11 protein-coding genes are annotated in these 15,695 nt (G+C 75.3%); 8 read left to right on the top strand and 3 right to left on the bottom strand.

Annotated elements, in window-relative coordinates:
- Positions 1 to 324 precede the first annotated feature (324 nt).
- The 3 genes from CCE01nite_RS11025 to CCE01nite_RS11015 are packed head-to-tail and all read right to left on the bottom strand — an operon-like array spanning position 325 to position 4,858.
- A complete protein-coding gene (locus CCE01nite_RS11025; RefSeq protein WP_141372353.1) occupies positions 325 to 2,604 on the bottom strand; it encodes a transglutaminase TgpA family protein in 2,280 nt (759 codons plus the stop codon).
- The gene (locus CCE01nite_RS11020; protein WP_034629788.1) at positions 2,601 to 3,854 is read right to left on the bottom strand and encodes a DUF58 domain-containing protein; all 1,254 of its coding nucleotides are present in this window, start codon (positions 3,852 to 3,854) and stop codon (positions 2,601 to 2,603) included. The genes CCE01nite_RS11025 and CCE01nite_RS11020 overlap by 4 nt, the downstream gene beginning before the upstream one ends.
- Positions 3,854 to 4,858: an AAA family ATPase gene (locus CCE01nite_RS11015; RefSeq protein ID WP_034629785.1), complete on the bottom strand. Its 1,005-nt coding sequence runs from the start codon at positions 4,856 to 4,858 to the stop codon at positions 3,854 to 3,856. Before CCE01nite_RS11015 ends, CCE01nite_RS11020 begins: the two co-directional genes overlap by 1 nt.
- A 435-nt stretch (positions 4,859 to 5,293) precedes the next feature.
- On the opposite strand from CCE01nite_RS11015, the gene mraZ reads away from it, so the two are divergent.
- The 8 genes from mraZ to murD all read left to right on the top strand — a co-directional run bounded on the left by mraZ (position 5,294) and on the right by murD (position 15,684).
- Complete coding sequence (gene mraZ, locus CCE01nite_RS11010) at positions 5,294 to 5,770, top strand: division/cell wall cluster transcriptional repressor MraZ (RefSeq protein WP_052104124.1); 477 nt, start codon at positions 5,294 to 5,296, stop codon at positions 5,768 to 5,770.
- A 213-nt stretch (positions 5,771 to 5,983) separates the two neighbouring features.
- Positions 5,984 to 7,006 carry a 16S rRNA (cytosine(1402)-N(4))-methyltransferase RsmH gene (rsmH, locus tag CCE01nite_RS11005; RefSeq protein WP_034629782.1) on the top strand — a complete coding sequence of 341 codons (1,023 nt, stop codon included), beginning with the start codon at positions 5,984 to 5,986 and terminating at the stop codon, positions 7,004 to 7,006.
- Entirely contained in the window at positions 7,003 to 7,425 is a 423-nt protein-coding gene (gene ftsL / locus CCE01nite_RS11000; protein ID WP_034629779.1) for a cell division protein FtsL, read from the top strand. The genes rsmH and ftsL overlap by 4 nt, the downstream gene beginning before the upstream one ends.
- A 716-nt stretch (positions 7,426 to 8,141) precedes the next feature.
- The gene (locus tag CCE01nite_RS10995) at positions 8,142 to 10,046 is read left to right on the top strand and encodes a peptidoglycan D,D-transpeptidase FtsI family protein (protein WP_246056461.1); all 1,905 of its coding nucleotides are present in this window, start codon (positions 8,142 to 8,144) and stop codon (positions 10,044 to 10,046) included.
- 79 nt (positions 10,047 to 10,125) lie between these two features.
- Positions 10,126 to 11,721 carry a UDP-N-acetylmuramoyl-L-alanyl-D-glutamate--2,6-diaminopimelate ligase gene (locus tag CCE01nite_RS10990; protein WP_034634529.1) on the top strand — a complete coding sequence of 532 codons (1,596 nt, stop codon included), beginning with the start codon at positions 10,126 to 10,128 and terminating at the stop codon, positions 11,719 to 11,721.
- Positions 11,718 to 13,178 (top strand): UDP-N-acetylmuramoyl-tripeptide--D-alanyl-D-alanine ligase, encoded by a 1,461-nt coding sequence (locus CCE01nite_RS10985; RefSeq protein ID WP_034634527.1) that lies wholly within the window; start codon positions 11,718 to 11,720, stop codon positions 13,176 to 13,178. Before CCE01nite_RS10990 ends, CCE01nite_RS10985 begins: the two co-directional genes overlap by 4 nt.
- Positions 13,175 to 14,257 (top strand): phospho-N-acetylmuramoyl-pentapeptide-transferase, encoded by a 1,083-nt coding sequence (gene mraY / locus CCE01nite_RS10980; RefSeq protein WP_034634524.1) that lies wholly within the window; start codon positions 13,175 to 13,177, stop codon positions 14,255 to 14,257. Before CCE01nite_RS10985 ends, mraY begins: the two co-directional genes overlap by 4 nt.
- Positions 14,257 to 15,684 carry a UDP-N-acetylmuramoyl-L-alanine--D-glutamate ligase gene (murD, locus tag CCE01nite_RS10975; RefSeq protein WP_246056459.1) on the top strand — a complete coding sequence of 476 codons (1,428 nt, stop codon included), beginning with the start codon at positions 14,257 to 14,259 and terminating at the stop codon, positions 15,682 to 15,684. The genes mraY and murD overlap by 1 nt, the downstream gene beginning before the upstream one ends.
- The last annotated feature ends 11 nt before the right edge of the window (positions 15,685 to 15,695 follow it).

The following is a 15,695-nucleotide window of genomic DNA, read 5'->3' as shown; positions in this document are numbered from 1 at the left end:
CGACGAGCCCGCTCGCGCCGGATCGTTCGAGTGACGAGAGCTGGATCGCTCGCGACCGCTCCGTCAAGCCTGCTGGTGTGCTGACGCGGGCGCCCGACCTCGCCGGTGGAGGCGCTCCCGATCGTGACCGTGCGGTCGCGGATGCATGCCGGCGAGCGGCTCCGGTCGGCGCGCGAACGGTCCTGTGCGGCCCCGTGAGCGGAACATCCCGGCCATGGCGCGGCCGACTCGCGCGCCGAGCGGCTGTGCGTGCGGCGGGCCCGCCACCCGCCGACCGTGCAGCCACCCGCCGACCGCGCAACCACCCGCCGACCGCTCAGCCGGTCAGCCGTCGCGCCCCGCCGCCGTCGTCGCCAGCGCCGCTGTGGGCTTCTCGCCCGGCGACAGCACCCCGCCCAGGACCTGCGCGACCCACGTCTCGAGCTCCTCGGCAGAGACCTCGACCGGCGTCGGGGCGTACCGCTCCGACTCGACGGCCCCGGCCAGCGAGCGCAGCGCCGCCTCGGCCTCGACGCCGAGCGCCGCCCCGTGGGCCTCGGCCACGCGCGCCCGCACGACCTCGACGGCCTGGCGCGGGGTCGTCGCGGAGGACCACCCGGCACCGGCCGGCTCGAGCCGCGTGCGCAGCCGTTCCCACGCCTGCTCGGGGTCGAGCTCGGCGGCGCGGGCGGCCCGCCGGCGGCGCAGGAGGACGGCGACGGCGGTCAGCGTCACGAGCACGAGGATGGCGCCGACGCCGACCCACGCGAGCGGGAACCCGTCGTCCTCGAGGGTCGTGCCGGGCGCCGTCGTCGCGCCGGGGACGGGGGCCTGGCTCGCCGCGCCGGACGGGACGGCCGGGACCTCGCGCTCCTCGGCGGTCCCCGTCAGCAGCGCGAGCGGGTCGCTCCACCGCGGCGGGAGGCCGGTCTGCACGGCCGGGGTGGGCTCGAACCGCACCCACCCGGCGCCGGCGAAGTAGAGCTCGGGCCACGCGTGGGACTGCCGCCCGGTCACGACGTACTCGCGGTCCCGGTTGGGCGTTCCGGGCAGGAACCCGACGCCGATGCGCGACGGGATGCCCAGCAGCCGCGCCATCATCGTCATGCTCGTCGCGAACTGCACGCAGTAGCCCTGGCGGCTGTCGAGGAAGTCCCACACGGCGTCGTCGGTGCGTGCGGGCGGCACGCGGGTGTCGTAGGTGAAGTTGCGGGTGTCGCGGAAGTAGGACTGCAGCGCGAGCGCCTGCTCGTAGGCCCCGTCGGCCTCGGCGGTGATCTCCTCGGCGAGCGCGCGGATGTCCGCGGTGTGCTCCGTCTCGGGGACGGTGGTGTAGGCCTCGGCGTCGGTCGGTGTGCCCTCGCCCTGCTCGCGCAGGGAGTCCGCGGTGATCTCGGGGACCTGCACGGTCATCGAGTACCCGGTGCCCTGCTGCGTGCTGCGGCTGCCGACGACCTCGTCCTGCTCGGGGTCGTACGACCACGAGCCGTCGATCGCGACCGTGCGGGGGAACGTGCTGACCGGCAGCCGCTGCTCGCGCAGGCCCTCGACGAGCACCTCGACCCGGGCGAGCGTGCCGCCCTGCGGGTCGGGCTCCCTGCCGGCGAGCCCGGGGTCCGACGTGAGCAGCCGCTCGGGGTCCCAGCTCGCGAGCTCCCCCGCCTCGGTCCGCTGCCAGCTCCGCCCGTCGAAGTCGCGCAACGTGAAGGCACGCAGCGGCCCGATCAGGCGCGCGTCGGTCGGCGCGGTGAGGTCGCTCGCGGTCGGCTGGGGCTCTGTGCCGGTGCTGCCGTCGGGCGCCGTCACGGTGTACCGCAGGACGACCTGGCTCGAGCGGGCCCCGAGGCTCTCGCGCAGGTCGAGGTCGTCGCTCAGACGCAGGGGACCGACGGGACCGGAGCCGAGCTGGGGGAGGTCGAGGGACGCCCACCCGGGTGCGGCGGCGACCAGGGGACCGGCGACGAGCGTGAGGACGACGATGGCCGCCGCGCCCGAGAGCGCCTCGACGGCGCGCCGTGGACCCTGCTCGGACGACGCGGGCGGTGCGACGCTCAGCGCGAGCAGCAGCAGGAACGCCAGGCCGGCCCAGAACAGCGCCCAGCCCGACGCCGGGAAGCCCAGGACGACCGTCGGGATCCACAGGAACCCGAGCACGAGGCCGGACCACGCCGGTGCACCGAGGCCGATCGCGAGCGCGTCGGCGACGAGGAACGCGGACGCGGCGCCGACGACGACGAGCATCTCGACCGGGCGGCTCGCGACCATCGGCACGAGCGCGGCGTTGATCAGCGCGACGGCCTCGCGGACCGCGGCGAGCAGGCGCTCGACCGAGCCGGTGTCGGGCACCACCTGGACCCGTCCGGGTGGGCCGCCGTAGACCACGAGGACCCCGAGCACGAGCAGCACGAGGCCGGTGAGCGACGGCGCCCACCACGAGCGCGTCACGTGCCGCACGCCCGCGGTGACGCCCGCGAGCAGGAGCACCGTCACGACGGCGGCCGTCGTCCAGCGGCCCGGCGCGAGCAGGCCGGACAGCGCGAGCAGGCTGCCGCACGTCGCGACGGCCACGAGCGCCGAGCCGAGGACCGACCGGATCCCGCGCGGCAGCATCCCGGTCCCGGTCATCGCGCGGACCCCAGCAGCCGCAGCCAGCACTCGCCGATGTCCTCGCCGGGCGTCACGGGGCACGCGCGCCACCCGGCTCGCCGGAGCGCCCGCACGGTGTGCTCGGCCTCGCGGTCCTGGGTCGCCGACCCGTCTGCGGTGCGCACCATCGCCCATCCCTGTGCCGTGTCGGTGAGGCTCGCGAGCGCCGCCCGGGACCGGGCGGACAGCGGTCCGAGGACGGCGAGGACGACCTCGCCGCCCGCGTCGGTCGTCTGCAGCAGCCGCGCCGCGGCGAGCAGGTCGGCGTCGGCAGCCGCGGGGGACTCCGCGACGCCCACGTCGATCGTCCGGTCGAGCAGCTCGGCACGGGCGTTGCCGCTCGCCCGTCCCTGGACGTGGCGGGCCGTGCGCCGGTCGTCCTGGCCGAGCGGGCCGCCGACGAGGCGCACCGGGTGCCCGGCGTCGAGCATCGCGAGCGCGACCGAGGACGCGAGCGAGATGCTCCACTCGAGCGAGACGGCGCGCGTCGACGGGTCGAGGAGGACGCTCACGGGGCGCATGCCCGCGCGCTCGTCGGAGCGCACCATGAGCTCGCCGCGGCGCGCGCTGCTGCGCCAGTGCACGCGGCGCAGGTCGTCGCCGAGGCGGTAGTCGCGCAGCGCGGCGTCGTCGGTCGAGGGCGAGCGGGCGCCGAGCGCAACGCGGTCCGGCTCGCCCGCGAGCACCTCGCGCGGCACCGGGAGCGCCGTGACGGCCGGCCACACGGCGACGTCCGCGTGCTCGCCGAGGGACGTCGTCGCGCGCGCGACGCCGAACGGGTCGGTGCGGGTCACGACGAGCGGTCCGAGGGCCCAGCGGCCGCGCCGCGCGGCGACGACCGGGTAGGCGAGCGCCACGCGGTGCGGCGCGCGGCTCACGTGCGCGCGCAGCGGCCGCCCGCCCGAGAGCTCCGCGGAGGCCTGCTCCCCGAGCCGGAGCCCAGCGAGCCGTGCACGTCCGGCCGTGTCCGCCGCGAAGACCGCGACCTCGACGTCGGCGCGCTGGCCGGCGTGCACCGGGTTGGGGCTGACGGTCCGGTGGACCTGGAGCCGGTGGCGACCGCGAGCGGGGTCGAGCACGCCCACGCCCACGAGCGCCGCGACCACGAGCAGCAGCGCGAGCGTGCCGATCCGCACGAGGTCCACGGCGCCGATCACGACGCCGACGACCGTCGCGGCCAGTCCGGCCGTGGCGAGCCCGACACCGCGCGCGGTCAGGCGGACGCGCATCAGCCCGTCGCCCGCCGCTCGCGCGGGATGCCCGTGCCGCTCGTGGGGAGCGGGATGCGCTCGACGATCTCCCGGACGGTGTCGCTCGTCGTGCGGCCGGAGAGGCGCGACTCGGTGCTCGGCAGGAGGCGGTGCGCGAGGACGGCCTCGGCGAGCTGCTGCACGTCGTCGGGGAGCACGTGGTCCCGTCCGGACATCGCGGCGAGGGACTTGGCGGCCCGCAGCAGCTGGATCGCGGCGCGGGGGGAGGCGCCGAGGCGCAGCGCGTGGTCCTCGCGGGTCGCGGTGACGAGCTCGACGATGTAGCGCTTGACGGACGGCGCGGCGTACAGCCGGCGCGCGGTCGCGATCAGCCGGGCGACCTGCTCCGCGTCGGTGACCGGCTGCATGCCGTCGAGCGGGTCGGACGTCTCCTGCAGGTCGAGCATGTCGAGCTCGGACTCGATGCTCGGGTAGCCGACGGTCAGCCGGGCCATGAACCGGTCGCGCTGCGCCTCGGGCAGCGGGTAGGTGCCTTCCATCTCGACCGGGTTCTGCGTCGCGACGACGAGGAACGGCCGCGGCAGCGGGTACGTCTGCCCGTCGACCGTGGCCTGCGCCTCCTGCATGCACTCGAGCAGGGCGGACTGGGTCTTGGGGGAAGCCCGGTTGATCTCGTCGCCGATGACGACGTGCGCGAAGAGCGGTCCCGGGCGGAACTCGAACTCGTGCGTCTGGCTCCGGAAGATGTTGACGCCGGTGAGGTCGCTCGGCAGCAGGTCGGGGGTGAACTGGATCCGGCCGACGGAGCAGTCGATGGTCCGGGCGAGCGCCTTCGCGAGGGTCGTCTTGCCGACCCCCGGGACGTCCTCGAGCAGCAGGTGCCCCTCGGCGAGGAGGACGGCGACCGTCGTGCGCACGAGCTCGGAGCGGCCGGTGACGACCTGCTCGATCCCGGCGCGCATCCGGTTGGTGGTCTGCACGAGCGTGTGGAGCTCGGCTGTCGTGGGGACGGCCTGCAGCATTGTCGACTCCTTCGGCGGGCTAGGACGAGCGTACGGGGCCGGACGGGTTGCACGTGCGCCGTACGGGTGAACTCGCGCGGCGGTCGCCCGGGGTCCGTCCACGCCTCCCCACTTCGCTCCACGGCGCCCCGTCCGCCGTCGCGCGGGGCACCGGGGGTGTCCGTTTCGGGACGGTTGAGACGGGTCGAAACGGACCAAATGGTACGACGAAGAACGTGCCGCCGGTCTGTGCCGCGACACGGGCGCTGCCTTGTCCTCCACTCTCCTCCACCGCCTCTGACCTGCGGATCTATCGTGAAGACGGGGTGAAACACCGATCATTCCCGTTGCGGGTGGAGGGAAGTGGAGTAGCGTGGAGCCACTTGGTGAGCACTGGATGAGAAGCCTTCACGAGACCCGGGACGCGAGTGATGACGACGAGCAGAGGGGGCCGCCGTGAGCAGCGAGTCGAGCCTCAGCGGCTTCGGCTCGTACGCGCCGTTCCTCGGGACGTACACCCCCCGTCTGGACGACAAGGGGCGGCTGATCCTGCCCGCCAAGTTCCGGGCCCAGCTCGCGCCGGGGCTGGTCATGACGCGGGGGCAGGAGCGGTGCCTCTTCCTGCTGCCGATGGACGAGTTCCGACGGATGCACGAGCAGATCCGGCAGGCGCCCGTCACGAGCAAGCAGGCGCGGGACTACCTGCGCGTGTTCCTGTCCGGCGCGAGCGACGAGATGCCGGACAAGCAGGGGCGCATCTCCATCCCGCCCATGCTCCGCACCTACGCGGGGCTGGACCGGGAGGTCGCGGTGATCGGTGCGGGGACCCGCGTCGAGATCTGGGACCTCGCGGCGTGGGAGACGTACCTCGCGGAGCAGGAGGCCGGCTACGCCGAGACGGCGGAGGAGGTCTTCCCGCACGGTCCCTTCTGAGCCACGACTGACGCGCACCGCACGAGAGCAGGACCGCACGACCAGGCCGCGAGGCCGCCCGGTGAGATCTCCTCCCGTCCGTTCTGACGCACTTCCCCGGCGTCAGAGGGCCGGTGGGGGATCTGGTCGGACGGCGGAGGGGCCGTTCGACCACACACGACGCGGCGTCCCGAGGAGCCGCGCAGCCAGGGCGCGAGCACGAGAGGAGGGGTGATGACCGCGGACGACGAGCAGCAGGCGGTCGACGCTGCGACGCGGCACACCCCGGTCCTCCTCGAGCGGTGCGTCGAGCTGCTCGCCCCCGCGCTCGACGCCCCGGGCGCCGTGCTCGTCGACGCGACGCTCGGCATGGGCGGCCACACCGAGGGCGTCCTGCGGGCGCTGCCGCACGCACGGGTCGTCGGGCTCGACCGGGACCCGCAGGCGCTCGCGCTCGCCGGCCGGCGTCTCGAGCCCTTCGGCGACCGGTTCACGGGCGTGCACGCGGTCTACGACGAGATGCCCGACGTGCTGCGCCGGCTCGGCCTCACGTCCGTCCAGGGCGTGCTCATGGACCTCGGCGTGTCCTCGCTGCAGCTCGACGAGACGTCGCGCGGGTTCTCCTACTCGCAGGACGCGCCGCTCGACATGCGGATGGACCCGACGACCGGCATCACGGCTGCCGACGTCCTCAACACCTACGACGAGAAGGCGATCGCGCGGGTCCTGCGCGTGTACGGCGAGGAGCGCTTCGCCGGACGGATCGCGCGCGAGGTCGTGCGCCGCCGCGCGGACGCCCCGCTGACCCGGACCGGCGAGCTCGTCGACGTCCTGCGCGCGGCGATCCCCGCGGCCGGGCGCAAGACGGGCGGCAACCCCGCCAAGCGCACCTTCCAGGCCCTGCGCATCGAGGTCAACGGCGAGCTGGAGGTGCTCGAGCGTGCGCTGCCCGCCGCGGTCGAGTGCCTCGCGGTCGGCGGGCGCATCGTCGTCGAGGCCTACCACTCGCTCGAGGACCGCCTCGTCAAGCGGGCCCTCGCGGTCGGCGCGACGTCGAGCGCACCCCCCGGGCTTCCCGTCGAGCCCGAGACCCACCAGCCGTACCTCCGGCTGCTCACGCGAGGCGCCGAGGAGGCGGACGACACCGAGCGCGAGCGCAACCCGCGCTCGCAGTCCGTCCGGCTCCGCGCCGCCGAGCGACTTCGCCCCACCCCGCACCACCTGCGCGCCACCACCGCGCCGAGGAGATCCGCATGAGTGCTCAGTCCGCCGTCCGCGTCGCCCCTGCCCGTGCACCCCGCCCCAGCTCTCCCCAGGCGGCCCCGCAGACGACGCCGCGGCTGCTGCTCGTCCGGGCCCCCGCACAGACCCGCACGCGCGTGCCGTTCGTGCTCGTGTGCATGGCGATCCTCGGCGGCGCGCTGCTGACCGCGCTGCTGCTCAACACGACGATGGCGAGCGGCGCCTACGAGAAGCACGACCTGGACCGCGAGCTCGCCCGGCTCTCGGTGCAGGAGCAGGACCTCGCGGCCGAGCTCGACCGTCGCAGCTCCCCGAGCGAGCTGGCCGCCGCCGCCCGTGCGCTCGGCATGGTCCGGGCGACGAGCCCGGCGTGGCTGCAGCTGTCCGACGGGTCGGTCCTCGGCGCCCCGGCACCGGCCGGAGCGGCCGGATGACGGGCCGGGCCCCGGTGCGCGCCGCGGCGCCGGCGGCCCGGCGCGCTCCTGCTGGGAGTGACCCGCGTCGTGACGTGCCGCGGCGCGGGACGCCCGACCGTGACGGGCTCGTGCGCGACGGGCTCGTGCGCGACGGCCTCGGCGGCGACGGTTCGACGCGCGACAGCGTGCCCCGCGACGGCCTCACGCGCGACGCGTCCGCGCGTGACGGCCGTGCCCGCGACGGGGCAGGGCCGGTGGGCCCCGCCCGCGCGGTCCCGCCGCGGACCGCCCGGGGTGCCGGCGCGGCTGCGTCTGTCCGGCTGCGGTCGGTCCTGGGCGCGCCCGCCGCGACGCACGACGAGCCCGCACGCCGATCGGCCCCCCGCGGGGCCACCCCGACGACCGGTGCGCGTCGCCGACGCGGCGCGTCCGCGCCCGAGGTGGACGTCGCACCGGCGGGAGCGACGACAGCGCGTACCACCATCTCGCGCACGCCCGCCCCGCGCGGCACCGCCCCTCGCGCCGCAGCCCCGCGCGGCAGCGGGCCGACGGGCGCGACTCCGAGGGTCCGATCGAGCACCTCCGGGGGTGCCGCCGCGGGCACCGCCGCGCAGCGCACCTCCCCGGCACGCGCCGCCGCGGCCCGCACGGCGCCCCCGCGCACGTCCGGCCCCCGCGCCGCGGGCCGCACGCCGGCCCCCGGCACTGCTGTGCCCCGCACCTCCGTCCCACGCGTGTCCGCGGGCGAGGCCACCACCACGCGCACGCCCACGACGCGCACGCCCGCGGCGGGCACCCGCGCGCTGCTGCCCGTGCCCGCCGGCCGCACCGCGGTGCGCCGCGGCCTCGTGCCCGGCGCCGGCACGCGGGTGCCCGTCCGTCGCGTCCCGCCGCCCCCCGCGCCGCCGCGCGAGCCCGCGGACCCGCACCGCCGCCAGGCCGTGCTCACGGTGCTCGTGCTCGTCCTGCTCACCGTCTTCGCCGGGCGGCTCGTGTACATCCAGGGCTTCCAGGGCGAGGCCATCGCCGCGAAGGCGCTCCAGGACCGGCTCTCGTACGCCGAGCTCATCGCCGCGCGCGGCCAGATCACGGACGCGCACGGCAAGCCGCTGGCGACCTCGGTCGAGCGCTACACGATGCACGTCAACCAGCGCGAGCTCGCGAAGTGGAAGGACAGGCGCAGCGACCCGCCGCTCGCCGGTCCCGCGGGCGCGGCGGCGAAGATCGCCCCGATCCTGAACATGGACCCGGCGGAGCTCGGTGCGGTCCTCACCGGCGACGCGCAGTACAGAGTCGTGCAGCGCGACGTCCTGCCCGCGCAGGTCCGGGCCATCCGCGACCTCAAGATCTACTCGATCGGCTTCGACCCCACCCCCAAGCGCGTGTACCCGAACGGCATCGTCGCGGGGAACCTGCTCGGCTGGGTCAACCGCGAGGGCCAGGGCGCGTCGGGCCTCGAGGCGCTGCTCGACGAGCGGCTCGCCGGGACGTCCGGGGTGGCCGTCTGGGAGCGCGGGCGCCTCGGTCAGGAGATTCCCGGCGGCTACCAGGACGGGACGAGCCCGCAGGCCGGCGACAGCGTGCAGCTGACCTTGCTCAACGACCTGCAGTTCTACGCGCAGGAGGCGATCGACGCCCGTGTGGCGGAGACGGGTGCGAGCTCGGGCGTCATCGTCGTCCTGGACCCCAGGACGGGGGAGCTGCTCGCGCTCGCCGACTCGGGCGCGGTCGACCCCAACCAGCCCTCCGCGGGGAACCTGCGCGGGTCGAGCGCGATCTCCGACGTCTTCGAGCCCGGCTCGACCGCCAAGGTCGTGACGATGGCCGCTGCGCTCGAGCTCGGCCTCACGACGCCGACGACGCCCTACGAGGTCCCGTACCAGTACACGACCGCGAACGAGCAGACGTTCAAGGACTCGCACGAGCACGCGGGGCTGCAGCTCACGACCACGGGCGTGCTCGCGGAGTCGTCGAACACCGGCACGGTGATGATCGGGCAGGACATCCCGCAGCAGGTGCGTCACGACTACCTCGCGAAGTTCGGCTTCGGCGCGCAGCTCGGCATCGAGCTGCCCAACGAGTCCAAGGGCCTGCTGCACGCCTCGGACGACTGGGACGGCCGCACGAAGTACGCGGTGCTGTTCGGGCAGGGCGTCTCGGTGACCGCGCTCCAGGCGACGTCGGTGTTCGCGACGATCGCGAACGACGGCGTGCGGGTCCAGCCTCACCTCATCAAGGGCTGGACGTCGGCCGACGGCACGCCCGCACCGGTCGCGCCGCCGGTGTCGACCCAGGTCGTCTCGCCGCAGACCGCCGACACGGTGCTCACGATGCTCGAGAGCGCGGTCGACGAGGGCACCGGCGGCAACGCCGCGATCCCCGGCTACCGCGTGGCGGGCAAGACGGGGACCGCGCAGAAGTTCAACCCGAACGGCATCACGGCATCGTTCATCGGCGTGGCGCCGGCGGACGACCCGAGGATCGCCGTCGGGGTGTTCCTGCAGGACCCGCGTTCCTCGGAGTGGGGCGGGACCGTCGCGGCGCCGGTCTTCAGCGACGTCGCGGGCTTCGCGCTGCAGGAGCTCGGCGTCGCTCCGTCCGGGGTCCCCGCGCAGCTGTTCCCGACCACGTGGGAGTGAGCCCGCGGGCCCCGCGTCGACCGGACGGGGGACTGCCGCCGCGCCGCTGGGGCGCCGCCGCCCGGGGTAGATTCTCCCCATGACGTCCCCCCAGGGCCGGCTGCGCCCTGAGCATCCCGCCACGCACCGGGTCGTCGACCTCGTCGCCGCGTTCGAGCTCGAGGCACGCGGCCCGGCCCCCGATCCCACCAGCGTCCTCACGGGCGTGACCGTCTCGAGCTCCGACGCCGCGCCCGGTGACGTCTTCGTCGCCGTGAGCGGCGCGAAGGTGCACGGCGCCGCGTACGCCGCCCAGGCCGTCGCGCAGGGCGCGGTCGCGGTGCTGACCGACGAGGCCGGCGCCGAGCTGCTCGCCCGCGAGGGCGACGGCGTGCCGGTCCCCGTGCTCGTGACGCCCGACGCGCGCGCCGTCGCCGGCCCTGTCGCCGCGTGGGCGTACGGCGACCCGGCCGCGGGGCTCGCGACGGTCGGCATCACCGGGACGAACGGCAAGACCACGACGACCTACTTCGTCGACGCGGCGCTGCGGACGGCGCACGCGCGCACGGTCGTGCTCGGCACGGTCGAGCTGCGCATCGGCGACGACGCGATCGAGAGCCCGCGCACGACCGTCGAGGCGCCCGTGCTGCAGGCGATCCTCGCTCTCGCCCGCGAGCGGGGCGCAACCGCCGTGACGACCGAGGTGTCGTCCCACGCGCTCGCGCTCGGCCGGGTCGGCGGGCTCGAGCTCGACGTCGCCGGGTTCACGAACCTGCAGCGCGACCACCTCGACTTCCACGGCGACATGGAGGGCTACTTCCGCGACAAGGCCCGCCTGTTCGCGCCCGGGCAGGCGCGCCGCGGCGTCGTCGTCGTCGACGACACGTGGGGGCGGCGCCTCGCGGCCGAGGCGCGGATCCCCGTGGAGACCGTCTCGACGCACGTCGGTGCGGACGTCGCCGCGACCGCGGACTGGGCGGTGACGAGCGCGGACATCGGGCTCGACGGGGTCGGCTCGACCTTCACGCTGCGTGGCCCCGACGGCACCGAGCACGTCGCCGCGAGCCCGCTGCCCGGGCTGGTCAACGTGTCGAACGCCGCGCTGGCCGTGGTGCTCGCGCACCGCGCGGGCGTCGACCTCGCGACCGCGATCGAGGCCGTGGGCCACGCGCACGCGATCCCCGGGCGGATGGAGCGCGTGATCGAGCGCGCTCCCGGCACGCCCCTCGCGCTCGTCGACTACGCCCACACGCCCGATGCGCTCGTGCTCGCGCTCGAGGCCGTCCGGCCCATCACCCCGGGGCGCCTCGTGATCGTCTTCGGCTCCGACGGCGACCGCGACCGGGGCAAGCGCCCGATCATGGGCGAGATCGCCGCACGCCTCGCCGACGTGCTCGTCGTGACCGACGAGAACCCCCGCTCGGAGGACCCCGCGTCGATCCGCGCCGCGATCCTCGACGGCGTGCGCGCCGAGCGCCCGACGCTCGCGGACGTGCACGAGGCGACCAGCAGGACCCAGGCCATCCACGACGCCCTCGACCTCGCGACGGACCAGGACACGATCATCATCACCGGCAAGGGCCACGAGCCCACCCAGGAGATCGCCGGGGTGTTCCACCGGTACAACGACCGCGACGTGCTGCGTGCGGCGCAGGCGGCGCGCGCGGCCCGCGAGAGCCAGGGGCTGCTCGCGTGATCGCGCTCACGGCGGCCGAGATCGCGGCCGCGACCGGCGGCGTGCTGCGCCCGGACACCCTCGACCCGCGCACCGTCGTGACCGGCCCCGTCGTCGTCGACTCGCGCCAGGTCGGTCCGGGCTCGCTGTTCGTGGCGCTGCCGGGCGAGCACGTCGACGGGCACGACTTCGCCGCGGGCGCGGTCGCGGCCGGCGCCGCGCTCGTCGTCGCGGCGCGCGAGCTGACCGGGCCCGCGGGAGAGGCGCTGCCGTGCGTCGTCGTCCCCGACGTCGAGAAGGCGCTCGGCGACCTCGCGCGCGACGTGCTGGTGCGGCTGCGCGAGGCGGCCGTCGAGCCGGGCGGCTCGGGCCTCCAGGTCGTCGCGGTGACGGGCTCGGTCGGCAAGACCACGACCAAGGACCTGCTCGCGCAGCTGTGCGGCGCCGCCGGCCCGACCGTCGCGCCCGAGAAGTCGTTCAACAACGAGATCGGCCTGCCGCTCACGGTGCTGCGGGCCGACGAGCAGACCCGGTACCTCGTGCTCGAGATGGGCGCGAGCGGGATCGGCCACCTGACGTACCTCACCGACATCGCACCCCCGGACGTCGCGGTCGTGCTCGTCGTCGGCTCGGCGCACCTCGGAGAGTTCGGCGGGATCGAGGCCGTCGCCCGCGCCAAGTCCGAGCTCGTCGCCGGCCTCGTGCCGGGCGGCACCGCGGTGCTGAACGCCCAGGACGAGCGCGTCATGGCGATGGCCGCGCTCGCCTCCGGCGACGTCGTGACGTTCGGCGGCACGCCCGCGGCGACCGTCCGGGCCACCGACATCCGCCTCGACCGCGCCGGGCGGGTCTCGTTCACGCTCGTCGCGCCGGGCGCCGACGGGACCGACGCGAGCGCCCCCGTGCAGCTGCGCCTCGTGGGGGAGCACCACCTGAACAACGCCCTCGCCGCGGCCGCGGCCTCGCTCGCGGTCGGGCTTCCGCTCGAGCACGTCGCCCAGGTGCTGAGCGCCGCCGACGCGCTGAGCCCGCACCGCATGCACGTCGTGGACCGCCCCGACGGGGTCACGGTCGTCGACGACTCGTACAACGCCAACCCGGACTCGATGCGCGCCGCGCTCAAGGCCCTCGCCGTGCTCGCCGGGCGCGACCGGCGCTCGGTCGCGGTGCTCGGGGAGATGCTCGAGCTCGGCCCGGACGCGCGCGCCGAGCACGAGGCGATCGGGCTCATGGTCGTGCGGCTCAACGTCGCGCTGACCGTCGTGGTCGGTGCGGGCGCGCAGGCGATCGCCGACGGCGCGATGCGCGAGGGCTCGTGGGGCGACGAGGTCGTCGTCGTGCCCGACGTCGACGCCGCCGAGCGCTTCCTCGCCGAGGAGCTCCGTGCCGGCGACGTCGTGCTCGTGAAGTCGTCGTACGGCTCGGGGCTCTGGCAGCTGGGCGACCGGCTCCTCGCGCCGCAGGAGGTCGCCCCGTGAGAGCGGTCCTGATCTCCGGCGGGCTGTCGATGCTCGTCGCGCTGCTGGGCACCCCGGTGTTCATCCGGTTCCTCATCCGGCGCCAGTACGGCCAGTTCATCCGGCAGGACGGCCCGACCGCGCACTACACGAAGCGCGGGACGCCCACGATGGGCGGTGTCGTCATCATCGGCGCGACGCTGCTCGGCTGGGTCGGCGGGCTCATCGCGACGCAACAGCTCCCGAGCGTGTCCGCGGTGCTGGTGCTGTTCCTCATGACGGGGCTCGGGACGGTCGGCTTCCTCGACGACTTCATCAAGATCTCCCGGCAGCGCAGCCTCGGGCTCAAGGCGAAGCCCAAGATCCTCGGCCAGGGGCTCGTGGGCATCACGTTCGCGGTCGCCGCGCTGCAGTTCCCCAACGAGCAGTTCCGCACCCCGGCGTCGACCCGCGTCTCGTTCATCCGGGACACGAACATCGACCTCGCGTTCGCGGGGGCGACGGTCGGGCTCATCCTGTTCGTGCTGTGGGCCAACTTCCTCATCACCGCGTGGTCGAACGCGGTCAACCTGACCGACGGCCTCGACGGGCTCGCGACCGGTGTCTCGCTCATCGTCTTCGGTGCGTACGTGCTCGTCGGCGTGTGGCAGTTCAACCAGAGCTGCCAGTTCCTCGCGACGGCCGGGCCCCGCTGCTACGAGGCCCGCGACCCGCTCGACCTCGCGGTCGTCGCCGCGGCCGTCACGGGCGCGTGCTTCGGCTTCCTGTGGTGGAACGCGAGCCCCGCGAAGATCTTCATGGGCGACACCGGGTCGCTCGCGCTCGGCGGCGCGCTCGCCGGCCTGTCGATCCTGTCCCGCACCGAGATCCTCGCGGCGATCATCGGCGGGATGTTCGTCCTCGTCGTGCTCTCCGACGTCATCCAGATCGGGTTCTTCCGGATGACCGGCAAACGCGTGTTCAAGATGGCGCCGCTCCACCACCACTTCGAGCTCTCGGGCTGGGGCGAGGTCACGATCGTCATCCGGTTCTGGATCATCGCCGGGCTCTTCGTGGCCGTCGGCGTCGGCATCTTCTACGGCGAGTGGGTGGCCGGCTAGTGGATCTCGCACGTCACCGGGTCGTCCTCGCGGGGCTCGGGGTCTCCGGGCGCGCCGCGCTCCAGGTCCTGACCGACGGGGGCGCGCACGTCGTCACGGTCGACCGGCACGCCGCCGACGCCGACGCGGCCGACTCCGCCGCGTTCGTCGCGGGTGGCGGCCTCGACGGCGTCGACCTCGTGGTCGCCTCGCCGGGCTGGCCGCCGAGCGACCCGCTCCTGGCCGGCGCGCTCGAGCGCGGCGTGCCGGTGTGGAGCGAGGTCGAGCTCGCGTGGCAGCTGCGCGTCGACCGCGCGGACGGCAGCGGGCCCGCGCCGTGGCTCGCCGTCACCGGAACCAACGGCAAGACCACGACCGTCGGGATGCTCGCGTCGATGCTGCGCGCCGGCGGCGAGCACGCCGCGGCCGTCGGGAACGTCGGGACGCCCGTGGTGCTCGCGGCGACCGACCCGACGCTCGACGTGCTCGCGGTCGAGCTGTCGAGCTTCCAGCTGCACTTCACGCACTCGATGTCCGCGCAGGCCGCGGCGGTGCTCAACGTCGCCGAGGACCACCTGGACTGGCACGGCTCCCTCGACGCGTACGCCGCCGACAAGGGCCGGGTCTACGAGCGCACGCAGGTCGCGTGCGTGTACAGCGCGAGCGACCCCCGCACCGAGGACCTCGTGCGCGAGGCCGACGTCGCGGACGGCGCGGTCGCCGTCGGCTTCACGCTGGGCACCCCGCGCGTCGGGCAGGTCGGCGTCGTCGAGGACGTGCTGGTCGACCGCGGGTTCGCGTCGCTGCGGCACACGCACGCGGCCGAGCTCGGCACGCTCGCGGACCTCGCGCACCTCGCGGGGCCCGACGGCGCCGTCCCCCCGCACGTCGTGCAGAACGCCCTCGCGGCGGCCGCGCTGGCGCTCGCGCACGGCGTCACCCCGGTCGCGGTGCGCGACGGGCTGCGCGCGTACGCGCCCGGGGGGCACCGCATCGAGCGGGTCGCCGAGTCGGGCGGGATCGCGTGGGTCGACGACTCCAAGGCCACGAACCCGCACGCCGCCGCGGCCGCGCTCGCGTCGTTCGAGGTGGGCACGGTCGTGTGGATCGCCGGCGGGCTCGCCAAGGGCGCCACGTTCGACGAGCTCGTGCGCAGCCGCCGCGACCGCCTGCGCGGCGTCGTCCTGATCGGCGTCGACCAGCAGCCGCTGCGGGACGCGCTCGCCCGACACGCGCCCGAGGTTCCCGTCGTCTCCGTCGATCCCGGTGACACTGGATCGGTGATGACCCGCGCCGTCGACTCCGCGCGCACGCTCGCCGGGACCCGGACCCCCACGACCGTGCTGCTCGCGCCGGCGTGCGCGTCCATGGACCAGTTCACCTCGTACGCCGAGCGCGGCGACGCGTTCACCGCGGCGGTCCGGGCGCTCGCGCCGGACGAGCACTGAGGCCCGCGGCC

Origin of the sequence: Cellulomonas cellasea, assembly GCF_006538745.1 — a bacterium.
GTDB classification, from domain to species: Bacteria; Actinomycetota; Actinomycetes; order Actinomycetales; family Cellulomonadaceae; genus Cellulomonas_A; species Cellulomonas_A cellasea.
The sequence above is the reverse complement of the archived record's forward strand: the minus strand, read 5'-3'. Positions and strand labels throughout refer to the sequence as shown.

Coding starts and splice junctions, on each gene's coding strand:
- rsmH (WP_034629782.1), top strand. CDS start 5,984: ATGACCGCGGACGACGAGCAGCAGGCGGTCGACGCTGCGACGCGGCAC.
- CCE01nite_RS11025 (WP_141372353.1), bottom strand. CDS start 2,604: ATGACCGGGACCGGGATGCTGCCGCGCGGGATCCGGTCGGTCCTCGGC.
- CCE01nite_RS11015 (WP_034629785.1), bottom strand. CDS start 4,858: ATGCTGCAGGCCGTCCCCACGACAGCCGAGCTCCACACGCTCGTGCAG.
- ftsL (WP_034629779.1), top strand. CDS start 7,003: ATGAGTGCTCAGTCCGCCGTCCGCGTCGCCCCTGCCCGTGCACCCCGC.
- CCE01nite_RS11020 (WP_034629788.1), bottom strand. CDS start 3,854: ATGCGCGTCCGCCTGACCGCGCGCGGTGTCGGGCTCGCCACGGCCGGA.
- CCE01nite_RS10990 (WP_034634529.1), top strand. CDS start 10,126: ATGACGTCCCCCCAGGGCCGGCTGCGCCCTGAGCATCCCGCCACGCAC.